Source organism: Rhizobium sp. CF142 (genome assembly GCF_000281145.1).
Classification (GTDB): domain Bacteria; phylum Pseudomonadota; class Alphaproteobacteria; order Rhizobiales; family Rhizobiaceae; genus Rhizobium.
Genome location: NZ_AJWE01000090.1, coordinates 57,793 through 72,821, shown reverse-complemented (window position 1 = coordinate 72,821; position 15,029 = coordinate 57,793). Strand labels below are relative to the sequence as shown.

Genomic DNA, 15,029 nt, shown 5'->3' with positions numbered 1-15,029 from the left:
CAAATCCGATCGAATGGCGGCTTGACTTATATCCGCGCGCCGACGGCTTTATCGATATAGATTTCCCGCAGGCGGCTGCTGACAGGGCCGATCTTACCGTCACCAATCATTTGACCATCGATCGATAGCACCGATGTGACGAAGGATGTCGCGGAGGTGATTAAGGCTTCCTGGGCTTCCAGTGCCTCGGCAATGGTGAAGGAGCGCTCTTCAAGCACATAGCCGGCTTCCTGGGCGAAACGCAGGACGGCGGCCCGGGTAATCCCATGGAGAATGTCCGTAGACAGGCTGCGTGTGACGATCTTCCCGTCAGTCGTGACGATATAGGCGTTTGCCGACGAGGCCTCCGTCACGAAGCCGTCCTGCACCAGCCAGGCATCGTCGGCGCCGACCTCGTTTGCGGCATTTTTTGCCATGGACGGGTAGAGAAGCTGGACCGTCTTGATGTCGCGGCGGCCCCAGCGCATGTCTGGCAGCGAAATGACCTTGAGGCCGCGCTTGGCGAGCGGGCTTTCAAGAACCGGACGCGCCTGGGTGAACATGACCACGACCGGAGGCGTGTCCTTCGAGGGGAAGTTGAAGTCGCGATCGGCATTGCCGCGCGAGATCTGCATGTAGATTAGGCCCTCGTCGACATTGTTGTCGGCCACCAGCTTGCGGTGAATGGCGAGCAGGTCCTCGTTGCTCATCGGCACCGGCATGTCGAGTTCCTTCAACGAGCGCTGGAGCCGTACCATATGTCCGTCGAAATCGACCAGCTTGCCGCCGATGACACAGGTAACTTCGTAGATTGCGTCGGCAAACAGATAGCCGCGATCGAAGATCGAGACCTTGCCTTCCGATTCCGGGCAATAGTGTCCGTCGACATAGACGATACGTTCAGATGCGGTCATTTCATTCAAATCCCAAGAAAGATGAGGTGTGATCGCCCTCAAGGCGCGGTGACGCGGAGGCGTCAATAGCCGCGCTTGAGGTCGACGATGGATGGGAGCCTTGCTGTCTCCCTATAGGTCTTGATGTTGTCGGCAACGATTGCTGCGGCCGTCTCACGGTCGGTGGGCGCGGAAATATGCGGCAGCACGGTAATGCCGGGGTGATCCCAGTATGCGGCTTCCACCGGAAGCGGCTCGACATCGAACACATCCAGCACCGCATGTTTCAATGCACCTGCATCCAGCGCTTTGACGAGATCGTCGCCCACCACGATCGGCCCACGCGCGAAGTTGATCAGCGAGGCGTCTTGCGGCATGCGCGAAAGACGCTCGGCATTCAGCAGACCACGCGTCTCTACGGTCAGAGGCAGGAGGCAGACAAGGATTTCGGACCGGCCGAGAAGCGCGTCAAGGCCCTGATCGCCATGGAAAGTCTCGACCCCGTCGATCGACTTGGCGGAACGGCTCCAGCCGATCACGTTGAAACCGGCATGTTTGAGACGCGCGGCGGATTCCGCACCAAGCGCACCCAGCCCCAAAAGGCCGATCATGACATCCTGAGGGCGCCGATAGGCAAGCTGCCTCCAGATATGCTGCTGCTGGAACTTTGCATAGGCCGGCATGTCGCGGAACAGGTAATATGTCCAGGCAAGCACCGCCTCCGCCATCGTCCGGCTGAGCTGCGGGTCAACCAGCCGTACGATCGGCAAACGGCTTTCACCAAGCTCGCCGACCAGCCGTTCGACCCCTGCCCACACGCTATGGATCCATTTCAGGGCCGGCAGTAGTGCGATATCCGCCGGATCTGGATTGGCGACGATTGCGATATCGACCGCTTCCCGCGCCGCCTGATCGAGATGGCGAAACGGCACGATTGTTTCACCCGGCATATTTTCCGAAAGCGAGGTCAGCCAAAGCTGCTCCACATCCTCGCTCATCCGTGTCACAAGCGCGATCATCGGATATTCTCCTCTTTCCCTGGCTTCGACTTCAGTGCGCAAAAACGCTGTCGAAATCCTTGAAGCCTTTTACTTCGATCGGATTGCCGCTCGGATCGAAAAAGAACATCGTGCGCTGCTCGCCCGGCTCGCCTTCGAAGCGGACGACCGGCGGAATGTCGAAAGCGATACCTGCATCTTCGAGACGGTTGGCAAGCGCCAGCCATGCGTCGAGTTCCAGAACCACGCCAAGGTGCGGCATCATCACCATATGATTGCCGACCTTGCCGGTGCGTGTCGTCTCGAACGGCTTGCCGAGATGCATGGAAATCTGGTGGCCGAAGAAATCGAAATCGACCCAGGTGTCCGTGCTGCGACCTTCCTGGCACCCCAGAACGCCGCCATAGAAGCGGCGGGTCTCATCAAGGTCGGTGACGTGATAGGCGAGATGGAAAGGCGAACGCATGGATGTTTCCTGACTTTTTCTGTTGAAGGACGGCGGCTCATGAGGTCGCCGGTGAATGCCTGCAAAGCGCCGCCTGAAGAAAGGCGACGAGAAGTGGATGGGGTGCATCGGGCCGGGACGACAGTTCGGGATGGCCCTGCATGCCCATATAGAACGGGTGATCGCCAACCTCGATGGCATCGACGACGGCACCACCAACCCCGCGTGCCGCAACCCGCAGACCCTGCGTCTCCAGATCGGCAACAAGGTTCGGATCGAGCCTGAAGCGGTGGTTGCATCGCACGGTCATTCGGGAAGGGATCAGTTCGCCGAGCCGCGTGCCGGGGATAGGCGCGGTCTCTTGATCGCCTGTGCGGTGTTCGGGAAGCAGTTCGCCACCGGGCGTCCTCTCGCCGGCCATGGCGCGAAAGGTCTTGATGGCGGCGTTCGGATCGGCCTCGGCGAGGTTCGCCTCGCTGCGGCCGAAGGCCTTCCAGGCAACCGCGGTTGCCATGGTCTGCATGCCGAGGCAGAGCCCGACGATCGGGAGTTCGTTTTCAAGCGCGAAGGCGGCGACCGCCGTCTGCCCCGCAACATTCTTCATATTCGCTCCACCCGGCAGCAGAATGCCGGCATAGGGTCGAAGCGTCTCTTCGGCATCGGCCTCGCGAAACCGGACAGGATCGATGAAGTCGATATCTACCGCCAGCGGCAAGCTGTCTGCCGCATCGGCAAGGCATGCCAACGCGGCCGGGTAAACGCCCATATGGTCGCTTTCCGCACCGATCAGCGCAATCTTCAACACCGCATCCGTCGTCGTCTTCGGCTGCTGCAGCACGATGCGGCCGAAACGGTCGCGCCAGGCAAGCACCGCCTGCGTTGCACGATCGGTGAAATAGTCGGCATGGTCGACGATCTCGATCGTCTCCACCTCAACCCCATGACGTCGCGCGGCGGCAGAAAGCCCTGCGGCCGCATCGGCCCCGGCGATGAAAGACGAATGGATCGGCACCACGATATCGGCAAGATGCGCGGCGTCGATCACCGCTTCAGCGGTTGCGACGGGTGCTACCTGCTCTCCCGAAAGCCGCTCGAACCAGCAAAGTCCGCTTGCGGCAAGCCCGCCAGACGCGACCACATGCTGTTCGGCGTCCGCGTGACGTCCGGTATCGAAACGGGCCGCCAGATGCATGAACCCGCAGCCCCGTGTTGCCGCAATGGCTGCGGCAACCGCTCCGAAGAGAGCCGGACTGTCGGTATCGTGATGAACGAGGATCAGGCTCATGGTCGGCTCCGTTCGATCTGTCCGAGTCAGACGATCAGCAGATCGCGATCGATCGTGCCGAGCGCGCGATAGCCCGTCTCGGTGATGACGATCGTCTCGCTGACGCCGACCGTGAAGCGGCCATAGATGCGCAGGGCCGGCGGCAGGTGGAAGGTCATGCCGGGCTGCAGCTCGGTCTTGACGCCTGCATTGAGGCTCAAAATGGCGCCCTCGCCCCAATCTGGCGCAAACGAAATACCGACGCTGTAGCCCAGGCGCTTCTTGAAGTTCTCCGTATAGCCGGCGCGGTCGATGACCTTCTGGCAGGCGATATGCGGCACTTCGCAGGCAACGCCCGGACGGATCGCATCGAGCGAGACCTGCAGCACCTCCTGGCAGACCTTCATCATGTCCGCAGCTTCCTTCGGCGGTTCGCCGATCCAGGCCGAGCGCATCAGGGCTGCGTGGTAACGATCATGGCAGGCCGCCATTTCGAGAAATGCCGGATCGCCATCAGCAATCGCGCGGCGGCGCCATGTGCCATGCGGCACGCCGGTGCGCGGGCCGACGGAAACGAGCGGCTCCATGCCGAGATATTCGGAACCGGCCGCGATCGCCGAGCCCATCATGGCGGAGACGAGATCGTTTTCGGTGGCGCCAACGCGAACCGCAGCGAGACCCGCGCGCATGCCGTCGTCGACATAGGACGCAGCCTTTTCAAGCTTTGCCACTTCGAGCGGTGACTTGATTGCGCGGAATTTCTCGATGACGCCGGCGCCGTCGCCGATCGTGCCAAGCCGGGCCTGCAGTGCCTCATAAACGGCAATCGGTAGGAACCAGCCACGCTTGTCGATGGCGATCTGCTTTGAGGCCAGACCGCGGCTTTCGATCAGCTTGACCAGAAGGCCGAGCGGATCCTCGCCGTCCTGATAGACGACAGCGTCAGAAATGAACGTGTTGGCGATGAAATTGAAATATTCGAGCTGACGGATGAGGAATACCGGATCGCCGTCGGCCGGCAGGATCAGCGCCTGGAACGTATAATAACCCGGTGTCTGCTGGCCGGTCAGATAGAAGATGTTTTCAGGGCCGGTCACGACCAGCGCGTCGAGGCCTGCCGCCGCAAGCCCTTCACGGGCGAGTGCCTGACGGCGAGCGTATTCTTCTCTCGGGAAGGCTGACTCCTGTCCCTGTACGATATCGCTTTGAATGCTCATGCTTCAAACTCCTTGACCAGATGCGCCTTCGACGCATCGAATTCCAAACCCAAACCCGTGGTGGCAGGTCCCTCGACACCGCCATCCCGGTAGACCAGCCCGGCCGCCGCATCGTTTTCCAGGCCATCGGCGCCATAAAGTTCGGCAAACCGGGGGCCGGCCGCACAGCTCAGATGAAGTGCTGCCGCCGTCGCGACCGCGCCTTCGTTCATCTGTCCGATCATGAAAGGGATGTGTGCACCTAAGAGCCGCTTTGCAGCAGTCAGACTGACAGCGATGCCACCGAGTTTCACCAGCTTCAAATGCGCCCATAGACGACCCTTGGCGGCGACGATCGCATCGATATCCGCGGATGTGGCAACGCTCTCGTCAAGCATCAGCGGCAGCGGGCTTGCCTCCGCTAGACGGTTCAGCATGTCCCAGTCACCCGGCGCGACCGGCTGTTCGACATAGGCGAGCCCGAAGCGAGCAAGCGTCTTAAGATTTGCGGCAGCTTGCGCCTCGCTCCACGAACCGTTGGCATCGATCGCAAGCTTGACCGCATCGCCGAAACGATGGCGCAGGGCTGCAAGCCGCGCAACGTCCTCGGAAAAATCGCCGCCGCCGACGCGCACTTTCAGATCGCGGAAACCGCGTGTCACATAGGTCTCGGCCTGTGCCAGAAACCGTTCCGTCGAGGATATGAACAGGGTCTGGTTGGTGGCGTAACGCACGATCGGCGCAGCACTGCCGCCGAGCATTGCAAAGACCGTGGCACCCTTCTCGCGGGCGATCAGATCGTGAAGGGCGATATCGATCAGCATCCGCACCGGCGCGATCACATCCGCCCGCGCGGCCAGTTCGGCCTGCATCGCGACGGGGTCCATCGACCAGTCCATACCACCCAGGACACCCAAAACCTTTTCGAGGCAGGTCTCCGGGCTGATCCCGTTCAGATAGGCTATGTTGATGCGGACTTCGCCGATCCCGGTACGCTGGCCATGCTCCAGCGTCAGGTAAAGCGTGTCGAGACCGCCGACCGGACCGGACGAGGCCGTATGGAGGAGAAGCCCGCCGCCATATCGGAGCATGGCTCTGTGGAGGGAGGCTCTCATGGGTTCGGCCGCAGCATCTTTCTGGCAACGTCGCGATAGATGACGCTGCAGGTGACGAATTCGTCCAGCGGCACGAATTCGTCCGCCTTATGGGCCACGGAAAGACTGCCAGGCCCGATCACCGTTCCCTGCGCGCCGAGCGAGCGGAAGTGCACCAGATCGCAGCCGCCCTGGAACCCGAAAGGGCCCGGATCGGCCGTGCCATTCTCCTTGCATGCCTCCAGACTTGCGAGCACGACCGGATGGTCACCGGCCGTTTCCGTGGCGCTGCCGGTGGTCGCCTTGTAATCGACGATTTCCGCCTTCACGCCGAAACGATCATGGGCATCCTTCAGGAGAGCGGCGAATTCCTGCTTTACCGCATCCTCGTCCTCGCCCGGCACCATGCGCCGGTCGAGCAGCATGTCGCACGAGCCGGGAAGCACGTTGTCCGCATGGCCGCCGGAAATACGCGTGACAGTCAGGCTGGCTTCGCCGACCAGAGGATGCGTCCGCTTGCGCACGACCTCGTTATGATAGGCCTCGATCAGGGTCAGAAGCTGGCCGGCGCGATAGACGGCGTTGTCGCCGAGATGCGGCGTGCCGGAATGGGCGGTGACACCATGCACGCGCACGACCGGTCGCAGGCTGCCCTTATGGGCCGAATAGGTCGTGTTGGATGTCGGTTCGCCGACCACCGCGAAATCGATATTCGGCTTGGTCGCGGCATAATATTTGGCGCCTTCGCTGGCGATCTCCTCGTCACCGACGAAAACGCCGAGAAGCGTGCCCGACCATGTCGTGCGGTCTGCCGCCAGCATCCGCATCGCTTCGATCATGGCAATCAGCGGCCCCTTGCAGTCGCAGGCACCACGCCCGAAAAGCTTGCCGTCTTCCTCCCGCAGCGTGAAGGCGTCGGAGGTCCAGCCGTCGCCGGCAGGCACCGTATCCATATGGGTATTAAAGGCAAAGACCGGACCCGGACCGTTTTCCAGTCTGCCTTCGACATTGAAACGTCCCGGCTTGTATTCGGTGAGAGAGACCGAAAAGCCCTCGTCCTTCAGAAGCCGCTCGACATAGACGGCGACATCGGCCTCACCGCCCGGCGGGTTTTCGCTGCGGATGGCGATGATTTCCGCAAGCTCGCGCTTCATGCGTGCGATGTCTGGCCTATTGGTCATGATTGCATGTCACCTAGTGCAGGATCTGGTCGAGGAAGCGTGTGGCCCGTTCATTGACGGTCCCGCCGAAGAAGGCATCGCGCGAGGCGTTTTCGATCACTTCGCCGTTTTCCATGAAAACGATCTGGTCTGCCGCGCGCTTGGCGAAGCCCATTTCGTGGGTCACCACGATGCTGGTCATGCCTTCGCTGCTGAGCTCGGCCATCACGTCCAGCACTTCGCGGATCATTTCGGGATCCAGTGCCGATGTCGGCTCGTCATACAGCATCAGCTTCGGCTTCATAGCGAGCGCGCGGGCAATCGCGATCCGCTGCTGCTGGCCGCCGGAAAGTTCGTCGGGGAAGAAATCGGCGCGCTCGGGAATACGCACCTTCTTCAGAAGATCCATGGCGACGTCATGGGCATCGCTGCGACTCATGCCGAGCACCTTCATCGGAGCCAGCATGATGTTCTCGATCGCCGTCAGGTGCTGGAAGAGTTCGAAATTCTGGAACACCATGCCGATCTGGCGGCGGATTTCCGGCGCTCGGCGCGATTCGCGGGCAATGTCATTGCCTTCGAAGAAAATATTGCCGTCATCGGCCGGCTCCAGCAGGTTGATGCAGCGCAGCAGGGTCGACTTGCCGGATCCGGACGGGCCGATAATGACCATGGTCTCGCGGCTGCGGACATTCAGGCTGCAGGCCTTCAGGATCTGGAGATCGCCGAAGCTCTTGTTGATCCCCATGATTTCGAGCAGCGGCTGGCGGTCGGAAGCTGTCATCGCCTTATCCTTTATCGGGGATTTGTCCTTCATCGGGCTTCTGTCTTTTCGGTGAGCGCAGTCAGACGCGCCATCAAGGGAACAGCACGACGCTTTTCACGCGGCCGTTTGCGGTCGAGAGCACGTTCGAGAAGATATTGGAGGCCCATGAAAATCGTGGTCAGCGCCAGGTAATAGATGCCGGCAGCCGTCAGCGCCTCGAAATACTTGAAGTTGGAACTTGCCGTCTGGTTGGCGACGAGAAGCAGCTCTTCCACGGCGACCACCGAGACGAGGGCACTCGTCTTCAGCATGCCGATCATCTGGTTGCCCGTCGGCGGCAGCACGATGCGGGCGGCCTGCGGGATGACGATGTAACGCATCACGGCAAACCGGCTCATGCCGAGCGCCAGACCCGCCGTCCGCTGACCCTTCTTGACCGCCTGCAGGCCGGAGCGAATGATTTCCGCCATATAGGCGCCCTCGTTCAGGGAGAGCGCTATTACCGCACTGACGAAGGCAGACAGCATGATGCCGAATGTCGGCAGCACGTTGTAGATGAAGATGATCTGGAACAGGACGGGCGTGCCGCGGAACAGCCACAGATAGACAAGCGTGAATATCTGCAGCGGCTTGATGCGCGATTCCTGCAGGAGCGCCACGACGAGACCGGTTATAATTCCGAAGAACAACGAGGTCACCGTGATGACCAGGGTCAGCAGCGCGCCATGGAAGAAAGCGGGTGAAAAGACATAGTCGAAGACCAGATCAAGTGACATCCCGCTCTCCTTTTCTCTTTGTTATCGGACAGATCAGTTGAAGATCGCGACCGATGGCGGCAGCTTCCACTTTTCGATCAGGGTCTTGTAGGTGCCGTCGGCGACAATCTCGCTCAGGGCATCCTTGATCGACTTCTGCACCGCTGCATCGCCCTTGCGGGTTGCCATGCCGATGCTGGTGTTGGATTCGAATTCTTCGCCAACCGTCTGGTAGACGCCGGGAACGGAGCTCTGCAGCACGACGGCGCCCGGCGTGGAATCGAAGGTCGCGTCGGCGCGGCCCTGACGCAAGGTCAGCGCGGAATCCTGGGCGGTCGGGAAGGTCAGAACCTTGACGCCTTCGAGGTTCTTGGCCTTGCAGCGTGCATCGTCGGCACGCGCCTGGCTTTCCTGAATGCCGCCGAGCGTGACGGAGACCGTCTTGCCGCACAGGCTGTCATCGCGGCCGGTGATCTTCTTCGGATTGCCCGCCTGGACGATCACCATATTGCCGATCTTCAGGTAGGGAATGAAGTCGACCTGCTCGGAACGGGCCGGATTGATGTACATGGCCGAGTTGATGAGGTCGAGGCGGCCGCCGATCAGCGCCGGAATGAGGCCCTTGAACTCCATATTCATCGGCTTCGTCTCGGCCTTCAGCTTCTTGGACAAGGCAGCGATGAGATCGATGTCGAAACCGGTAAGCTGGCCGTCCTTTTGAAATTCGAACGGAGCGAAGGTCGCGGCGACACCGTATGTGAGCGCGCCTTTCTCCACCAGCCCGCTGGCAGGAAGCTCGGCGGCGGATGCAGAAGCGGCGATACCAAGTGGCAAAATCAATGCGGCGAGGATGTTCTTGAGCATGCGAGTTCCCTTGTTGTTATGTCAACATTGCATTTTCTGACTACAACAATACAATCCAAGAAATTTGAGAGTCAAGCAAGAAAGTGAAATATTGTGCACTCTTAAACCATGCCTATTTTTTGACCTTCTTGATGATTTTTGCCACAGAATCCGAGATTCTCGATCCCGAATTCCGGCGTTTCGCGTAATTCAACACGCGCTTACCATCCAGAGATAGACTTTTCCCGATGAATGGCTATTAGTCAGGCACACGAATAACAGCCGCATGATTGTACAACATGTCTGTCAACGATACAAAACTCGCACCGGTGGTGACGACAAATGCGCAGCAGGGTCGGCATCGCCTTGCCAACCAGATTCTCGACCTCATTCGCGACGCGAAATTCGAGATCGGGCATCATCTGCGCGAACAGCAGCTCGGCGACATGCTTGGCGTCTCGCGGACACCGGTCAGAGCAGCCCTCAACCTGCTGGCAGAACGCGGCATTGTCGAGGCGAGAAAGAACCAGGGGTTTTTCCTCAAGGCGCAACAGGTCGCGCTTCATCGGACCGAGCTGGAAGTGCCGGCCACTGCCGATCAGGATCTCTATGCGCGCATCGTGGAAGACAGGCTGTCCGGCATTCTCGGCGACAGCATCACCCAGGCGGAACTCACCCGGCGCTACAATATCGACCGGACACTTTTACAACGAACCCTGACGCATCTGGTCAATGACGGGCTGCTATCGCGCAATAGCGGCCGCGGCTGGACGTTTCGGCCGACGCTCGATTCCCAGGTGGCCCTGCGCGACAGCTATGACTACCGCAGCACTTTGGAACCGGCCGGGCTGCTTTTGAGCAGTTTTCAATTCGATGCCGGCCTGCTCGAGCGCTCACGCCTTGAACACCTCTACCTTGAGGGACATCCCGACATAGCCAGCGTCGATCCGCGCCAGCTGTTCGAGACAGATGCACAGTTTCATGAAATGATCGCCGCGTTCAGCGGCAATATCTTCTTCCTGCAGGCCATTCAGCAGCAGAACCGATTGCGACGGCTTCTCGAATTCGGCGGTTATTCGAACCGGCGCCGCGTCCGCGACTGGTGCCGCGAGCATCTCGACATCATTGAGGCCATCTTCCAGGGCGACAGGGCGCTGGCCTCAAGCTTGATGCTGAGCCATCTTGGCGCGGCGCGCGGAGCCGCTCGGCATTATCCGAAAGTGGACCGGAAAGCATGAAAATGGCGGACGCTCGCACCATAAGACGAGCTTCCGCCATGACGGTTCTTTTGTAGGAAACGCAATTTACTGAGCGTTGACGATCTCGGCCGGGAGCGGAGTTCCGTGATATTTCTGGTAGATATCGTTGAGCTTGCCGTTTTTAAGATTGGCAGCAACCCAATCGTTGACCTTTGCGAGGAGCTCAGGCTCGTTCTTGCGAACACCAATTGCGAGATTGAGGACACGGATGGTGATTTTCGGCTCGAAGGCGAGCGTCGGGTTCTTGTCATGAACCTGCTTGACCAGCGTTGCCGATGTCGCGATGGCCTTTGCCTGGCCCGAGACGGCAGCCGTCACCATGGTTGCGTCATCGTCGTAGCGCGCAACAGTGAAACCATGCTCGGACGCCATCTTTGTCAGCTCGCTGTCCTGGGTCGTGCCGCGGGTGACGGTCACCGTCTGGCCCTTGAGATCGGCCCAATCCTTGATCGGCGAGGAAGCCGGTGCCGCAATGACCGACAGAAGGCCGGCATAGGGCTTGGAGAAATCGATGACCTGGGCGCGCTCCGGTGTAACGGACAAGGTCGAGATGACGATATCGGCCTTGTTGGTCTGCAGATTGGGAATGCGGGTTGCACCGGTCGTCTGGACGAACTCGACATCGACGCCCCAGTCCTTTGCAAGAAGCTGCGCCGTCTCGACATCCGAACCGACGGGCTTCAAATTGGCGTCGAGCATGCCAGAGGGCGGTATGGCGAGATCGGTCGATACCCGGATCTTCTTCGCCGAGATGATATTGGCGTAGGTGTCGGCCATTGCCGGCATTGTCTGGGCCGTCAGCATCGCTCCCACGACGCCAAGAGCAAGAAGTGTCTTCAACATTTTCATTCTCCTCCGTTGGTTTTTCAGTTCAAAGATCGTGACTCAGGAACTCCTGCAGCTCCGACGTTTTCGGCGCATTGAGAATCGAGGCGTCGCCTTCCTCATGCACAAGGCCGCGATGCATGAAGATCACGCGGTCAGCGACCTTGCGGGCGAAATTCATCTCGTGGGTGACCATGATCATCGTCATGCCGCTCTCGGCGAGTTTCTCGATGACGCGCAAAACCTCGCCGGTCAGCTTCGGGTCGAGCGCCGACGTGACCTCGTCGAACAGCATGACCTTCGGTTCCATAGCTAGCGACCGAGCGATCGCAGCACGCTGCTGCTGGCCGCCGGATAGCTGTTCGGGATAATGGTTCGCCTTGTCGCCGAGGCCGACGCGTTCGAGCGCGGATTGCGCCAGTTGGCGAGCCTGCGCCTTCGGCACGTTCTTCACCGATCGCGGCGCAAGGGTGATATTTTCCTCGATCGTCAGATGCGGAAACAGATTGTAGCTCTGGAAGACGATGCCGACATCGAGCCGCAGCTTGCGCAGATCGAGTTTCGGATCATGCACCTTGTGCTCGGCAACCGTGATCTCGCCGCTGTCGATGACTTCCAGCCGATCGACGCAGCGAAGGGCCGTGCTCTTGCCGGAGCCGCTTGCGCCGATCAGTGCCGCAACCTCGCCCTTGTTGACGGAGAAGGTCACCCCCTGCAGCACGGTTACGGCGCCAAAACTCTTCTTCACCTGATTTAACGCGATCATCGACATGACCTGCCTCCCTTTATTGTCGCGGCCTTAGGCGGCCGGCTTGACCAGCGCGCGCCGTCTCGGCCCCATGCGTTCAAGACGCTGGCTGGCCGCCGAAAGCGGGAAGCACAGGCAGAAATAGAGCGCTGCAACGATGAGGTAGATGAGAAAGGGCTCGAAGATCGAATTGTTGATGAGTTGTCCCGCACGGGTCAGTTCGACAAAACCGACGACCGAGGCGAGCGACGTATTCTTGACGATCTGGACGCTGAAACCGACGGTCGGTGGCGTAGCGATCCGGATCGCCTGCGGCAGGATAACCTTGAACATGCGCTGCGGCTTGGAGAGCGCCAGGCATTCGGCGGCCTCCCATTGCGCCTTCGGAACGGATTCCAGGCAACCGCGCCAGATCTCGCCGAGATAGGCGCTGACATAGATGGTCAGCGAGATGCCAGCGGCAAACAGCGGCGTGATGAAAAAGCCGAGCGTCGGCAGCCCGAAATAGATGATGAACATGATGACCAGAAGCGGCGTGCCCTGGATCAGCTGAACATAGGTTGCCGCAATGAGACGGACGGCCTTGGACGGCGTGATCCGCGCCATTGCGACGAGAAATCCGACGATCCCTCCGCCGACAAATGCCATGGCCGACAGGACAAGCGTCCAGACGACGCCGTTCAGTAGGAAGATCAGATGGTTGTGATTGAATGCAGTCGTCACGATCGCCTCCCTTACAGCGGCGTGCCGAGCCGGCGACGGCGCGGAAACAGGGCCATGCCGAGCGCCCAGAACAGGGCACGCATGACGATCGACAGGAAGAGATAGATGACGGCGATGACGAGATAGGTCTCGAAGGGCCGGTAGGTCTCCGACTGGATGAAATTGCCGGCTGCCGTCAGTTCCTCGGCAGAAATCTGGGAGGTCACCGAGGAGGCCAGCATCAAGAGGATGAACTGGCTGGTCAGCGCCGGATAGACCCGTTCCATCGCGGGCCTGAGGCCCACATGCCAGTAGAGCTGGACTGGGGAAAGGCCCAGGCATTCGCCGGCCTCCCACTGGCCCTTCTGGATGGCATCGAAGCCGGCACGCATGATCTCCGCCGTATAGGCACCCACATTCACCGTCAGCGCGAGGATCGCCACGAAGATCGCACCGAAGGAATAACCTAGGCTCGACAGGCCGAAATAGACCACGAAGATCTGCACCAGAAACGGCGTGTTGCGGACGCTCTCGATATAGGTCGAGGCGATTGCCCGCAGAACCGGTCCACCGGAGCGGCGTGCTATGGCGCAGGCCGTTCCGATGATGAAGCCGGTCAGGGTCGTGACAAGCGCCAGCTGAGCCGTCAGCGCCATGCCGTCGACCAGCATCTGCCAGCGAAGGAGGACGACGGAGAAGTCGAAAGTCATGGGCGGCCTGCCCATGCGGCCGAAGCATCCTGGCCACTCATCCGGTCGTAGACCTTGAACAGGGCCTGATTGCCATTCGATCCTTCGCCATGCGCACGCGCCTCGACATATTGCGAGGTGACGAGCGAGGTTGCCGGCAGCGGCACGTCCTTCTGGTCTGCCATTTCCAGAACCAGACGGAGATCCTTCAGCATCAGATCGATGCGGAAGCCGGCGCTGGCATCGCCCGCGATCATGGCTGGTCCAAGCTTCTCCAGCATCCAGGAGGACGCCGAACCACCGAGCAGAACGTCGCGCATCTGCTCCAGATCAACGCCGCTGGCACGGCCAAGCGCGAGTGCTTCGCACACGGCCTGAATGTTGACCGCGCAGACGAGCTGGTTGCAGAGCTTGACCGTCTGTCCGGCACCCGGGGCGCCGACATGGCTGATCGTCGTGCCCATAACTTTTAGCACGGCCTCGGCGCGATCGAAGGCAGACCGCTCTCCGCCCACCATGATCGAAAGCGCTGCATTCTTGGCACCGATCGGACCGCCGGAAACCGGACCGTCCAGCATCGCGATCGACTTTGCCGACAGTGCTGCCACCATCGACCGGGTCGCTTCCGGCGAAATTGTGCTCATGTCGATGAAGATGCCACCCTGCGGCATGTTGTCGAGAACGCCGTCGCGATAGACCACGTCTTCCACCTGCGGCGTATTGGGCAACATCGAGATGGTGATTTCCGCATCCGCAACCGCCTCGGCGACGCTGGCAGAGGCGATGCCGCCCTTTTCCGCGAGGCTTTTGACGGCATCGGCAAAAATGTCGAAAACCCTAACCGGATATCCCGCGGCAATCAGGTGTCCGGCCATTTCACGGCCCATCACACCGAGGCCGATGAAGGCCAGTTTCGGCAGGTTATTGTTGGCCATGTCTGCTCTCCCTATCAACGTTCACTGCGCTTATTGCGCCTTTTCCAGAGCGGAGAGCTTTTCGACACGGCGAACGAAATCCTCGTTCCGGTCGAACTGCGCATCGAGATAGGCAACGACGAGGTCACGGGCGAGCCAGGGGCCGACGATCTTGGCACCGATGCACATGACGTTCACGTCGTCATGCTCGACGCTCTGATGGGCCGAATGCACATCATGGCAGACGGCAGCACGAATGCCGTTGATCTTGTTGGCAGCGATTGCCGCGCCGACGCCCGTGCCGCAGACAAGAATGCCGCGTTCGGCTGCGCCATCACGCACCTTCTTGCAGAGAAGGCCGGCAATATCCGGAAAATCGACCGGATCGGGCGTGAAACTTCCGATATCCTCGACCGTATGGCCAAGCTCCTTCAGCACCTCGACGACATCCGCCTTCAGCGGAAAACCCGCATGGTCGCTACCGATAACAATGTTCATG

The 15,029-nt window shown here is 60.3% G+C and carries 17 protein-coding genes; 1 reads left to right on the top strand and 16 read right to left on the bottom strand.

Going from position 1 to position 15,029, the window contains the following annotated elements; all coding sequences use genetic code 11:
• Positions 1-26 precede the first annotated feature (26 nt).
• From PMI11_RS18275 to PMI11_RS18230, 10 genes are all read right to left on the bottom strand, one after another.
• The gene (locus PMI11_RS18275) at positions 27-893 is read right to left on the bottom strand and encodes a D-amino-acid transaminase (protein ID WP_007819797.1); all 867 of its coding nucleotides are present in this window, start codon (positions 891-893) and stop codon (positions 27-29) included.
• 62 nt (positions 894-955) lie between these two features.
• Positions 956-1,891 carry a 2-hydroxyacid dehydrogenase gene (locus PMI11_RS18270; RefSeq protein ID WP_007819796.1) on the bottom strand — a complete coding sequence of 312 codons (936 nt, stop codon included), beginning with the start codon at positions 1,889-1,891 and terminating at the stop codon, positions 956-958.
• 31 nt (positions 1,892-1,922) lie between these two features.
• Complete coding sequence (locus tag PMI11_RS18265) at positions 1,923-2,336, bottom strand: VOC family protein (RefSeq protein ID WP_007819795.1); 414 nt, start codon at positions 2,334-2,336, stop codon at positions 1,923-1,925.
• A 37-nt stretch (positions 2,337-2,373) separates the two neighbouring features.
• Positions 2,374-3,600 (bottom strand): glutamine amidotransferase-related protein, encoded by a 1,227-nt coding sequence (locus tag PMI11_RS18260; RefSeq protein WP_007819793.1) that lies wholly within the window; start codon positions 3,598-3,600, stop codon positions 2,374-2,376.
• A 26-nt stretch (positions 3,601-3,626) separates the two neighbouring features.
• Complete coding sequence (locus tag PMI11_RS18255) at positions 3,627-4,796, bottom strand: M24 family metallopeptidase (protein WP_007819792.1); 1,170 nt, start codon at positions 4,794-4,796, stop codon at positions 3,627-3,629.
• Positions 4,793-5,890, bottom strand: a complete 1,098-nt coding sequence (locus tag PMI11_RS18250) for a mandelate racemase/muconate lactonizing enzyme family protein (RefSeq protein ID WP_007819791.1) — start codon at positions 5,888-5,890, stop codon at positions 4,793-4,795. The genes PMI11_RS18255 and PMI11_RS18250 overlap by 4 nt, the downstream gene beginning before the upstream one ends.
• On the bottom strand, positions 5,887-7,050 hold the full coding sequence (locus PMI11_RS18245; protein ID WP_007819786.1) for a M20 family metallopeptidase: 1,164 nt from the start codon (positions 7,048-7,050) through the stop codon (positions 5,887-5,889). Before PMI11_RS18245 ends, PMI11_RS18250 begins: the two co-directional genes overlap by 4 nt.
• A 13-nt stretch (positions 7,051-7,063) precedes the next feature.
• Positions 7,064-7,813 carry an amino acid ABC transporter ATP-binding protein gene (locus PMI11_RS18240; RefSeq protein ID WP_037071655.1) on the bottom strand — a complete coding sequence of 250 codons (750 nt, stop codon included), beginning with the start codon at positions 7,811-7,813 and terminating at the stop codon, positions 7,064-7,066.
• A gap of 29 nt (positions 7,814-7,842) precedes the next feature.
• Positions 7,843-8,571, bottom strand: a complete 729-nt coding sequence (locus PMI11_RS18235) for an amino acid ABC transporter permease (RefSeq protein ID WP_007819782.1) — start codon at positions 8,569-8,571, stop codon at positions 7,843-7,845.
• 33 nt (positions 8,572-8,604) lie between these two features.
• Positions 8,605-9,414, bottom strand: coding sequence for an ABC transporter substrate-binding protein (locus PMI11_RS18230; RefSeq protein ID WP_007819780.1), 810 nt, complete (start codon positions 9,412-9,414; stop codon positions 8,605-8,607).
• A 278-nt stretch (positions 9,415-9,692) separates the two neighbouring features.
• Between PMI11_RS18230 and PMI11_RS18225 the strand changes: the two genes are divergently transcribed.
• Positions 9,693-10,631 carry a GntR family transcriptional regulator gene (locus PMI11_RS18225; RefSeq protein WP_007819779.1) on the top strand — a complete coding sequence of 313 codons (939 nt, stop codon included), beginning with the start codon at positions 9,693-9,695 and terminating at the stop codon, positions 10,629-10,631.
• A gap of 66 nt (positions 10,632-10,697) precedes the next feature.
• On the opposite strand, the gene PMI11_RS18220 is transcribed toward PMI11_RS18225, so the two are convergent.
• Genes PMI11_RS18220 through rpiB form a run of 6 tightly spaced genes read right to left on the bottom strand, consistent with a single transcriptional unit; the run spans position 10,698 to position 15,028 of the window.
• Positions 10,698-11,495, bottom strand: a complete 798-nt coding sequence (locus PMI11_RS18220) for a transporter substrate-binding domain-containing protein (RefSeq protein WP_007819778.1) — start codon at positions 11,493-11,495, stop codon at positions 10,698-10,700.
• A 28-nt stretch (positions 11,496-11,523) separates the two neighbouring features.
• Positions 11,524-12,249, bottom strand: coding sequence for an amino acid ABC transporter ATP-binding protein (locus PMI11_RS18215; RefSeq protein ID WP_007819776.1), 726 nt, complete (start codon positions 12,247-12,249; stop codon positions 11,524-11,526).
• A 27-nt stretch (positions 12,250-12,276) separates the two neighbouring features.
• Positions 12,277-12,948, bottom strand: coding sequence for an amino acid ABC transporter permease (locus PMI11_RS18210; protein ID WP_007819775.1), 672 nt, complete (start codon positions 12,946-12,948; stop codon positions 12,277-12,279).
• Between the two features lie 11 nt (positions 12,949-12,959).
• The gene (locus PMI11_RS18205; protein ID WP_007819773.1) at positions 12,960-13,637 is read right to left on the bottom strand and encodes an amino acid ABC transporter permease; all 678 of its coding nucleotides are present in this window, start codon (positions 13,635-13,637) and stop codon (positions 12,960-12,962) included.
• Positions 13,634-14,551 (bottom strand): NAD(P)-dependent oxidoreductase, encoded by a 918-nt coding sequence (locus PMI11_RS18200; RefSeq protein ID WP_007819771.1) that lies wholly within the window; start codon positions 14,549-14,551, stop codon positions 13,634-13,636. The genes PMI11_RS18205 and PMI11_RS18200 overlap by 4 nt, the downstream gene beginning before the upstream one ends.
• Before the next feature lie 30 nt (positions 14,552-14,581).
• A complete protein-coding gene (gene rpiB / locus PMI11_RS18195; RefSeq protein ID WP_007819769.1) occupies positions 14,582-15,028 on the bottom strand; it encodes a ribose 5-phosphate isomerase B in 447 nt (148 codons plus the stop codon).
• Position 15,029: the final 1 nt, after the last annotated feature.

Bases quoted from the DNA above. Each gene is read 5' to 3' on its own strand.
- PMI11_RS18275 (WP_007819797.1), bottom strand. From the start codon at position 893: ATGACCGCATCTGAACGTATCGTCTATGTCGACGGACACTATTGCCCG.
- PMI11_RS18270 (WP_007819796.1), bottom strand. From the start codon at position 1,891: ATGATCGCGCTTGTGACACGGATGAGCGAGGATGTGGAGCAGCTTTGG.
- PMI11_RS18265 (WP_007819795.1), bottom strand. From the start codon at position 2,336: ATGCGTTCGCCTTTCCATCTCGCCTATCACGTCACCGACCTTGATGAG.
- PMI11_RS18260 (WP_007819793.1), bottom strand. From the start codon at position 3,600: ATGAGCCTGATCCTCGTTCATCACGATACCGACAGTCCGGCTCTCTTC.
- PMI11_RS18255 (WP_007819792.1), bottom strand. From the start codon at position 4,796: ATGAGCATTCAAAGCGATATCGTACAGGGACAGGAGTCAGCCTTCCCG.
- PMI11_RS18250 (WP_007819791.1), bottom strand. From the start codon at position 5,890: ATGAGAGCCTCCCTCCACAGAGCCATGCTCCGATATGGCGGCGGGCTT.
- PMI11_RS18245 (WP_007819786.1), bottom strand. From the start codon at position 7,050: ATGACCAATAGGCCAGACATCGCACGCATGAAGCGCGAGCTTGCGGAA.
- PMI11_RS18240 (WP_037071655.1), bottom strand. From the start codon at position 7,813: ATGACAGCTTCCGACCGCCAGCCGCTGCTCGAAATCATGGGGATCAAC.
- PMI11_RS18235 (WP_007819782.1), bottom strand. From the start codon at position 8,571: ATGTCACTTGATCTGGTCTTCGACTATGTCTTTTCACCCGCTTTCTTC.
- PMI11_RS18230 (WP_007819780.1), bottom strand. From the start codon at position 9,414: ATGCTCAAGAACATCCTCGCCGCATTGATTTTGCCACTTGGTATCGCC.
- PMI11_RS18225 (WP_007819779.1), top strand. From the start codon at position 9,693: ATGTCTGTCAACGATACAAAACTCGCACCGGTGGTGACGACAAATGCG.
- PMI11_RS18220 (WP_007819778.1), bottom strand. From the start codon at position 11,495: ATGTTGAAGACACTTCTTGCTCTTGGCGTCGTGGGAGCGATGCTGACG.
- PMI11_RS18215 (WP_007819776.1), bottom strand. From the start codon at position 12,249: ATGTCGATGATCGCGTTAAATCAGGTGAAGAAGAGTTTTGGCGCCGTA.
- PMI11_RS18205 (WP_007819773.1), bottom strand. From the start codon at position 13,637: ATGACTTTCGACTTCTCCGTCGTCCTCCTTCGCTGGCAGATGCTGGTC.
- PMI11_RS18200 (WP_007819771.1), bottom strand. From the start codon at position 14,551: ATGGCCAACAATAACCTGCCGAAACTGGCCTTCATCGGCCTCGGTGTG.
- rpiB (WP_007819769.1), bottom strand. From the start codon at position 15,028: ATGAACATTGTTATCGGTAGCGACCATGCGGGTTTTCCGCTGAAGGCG.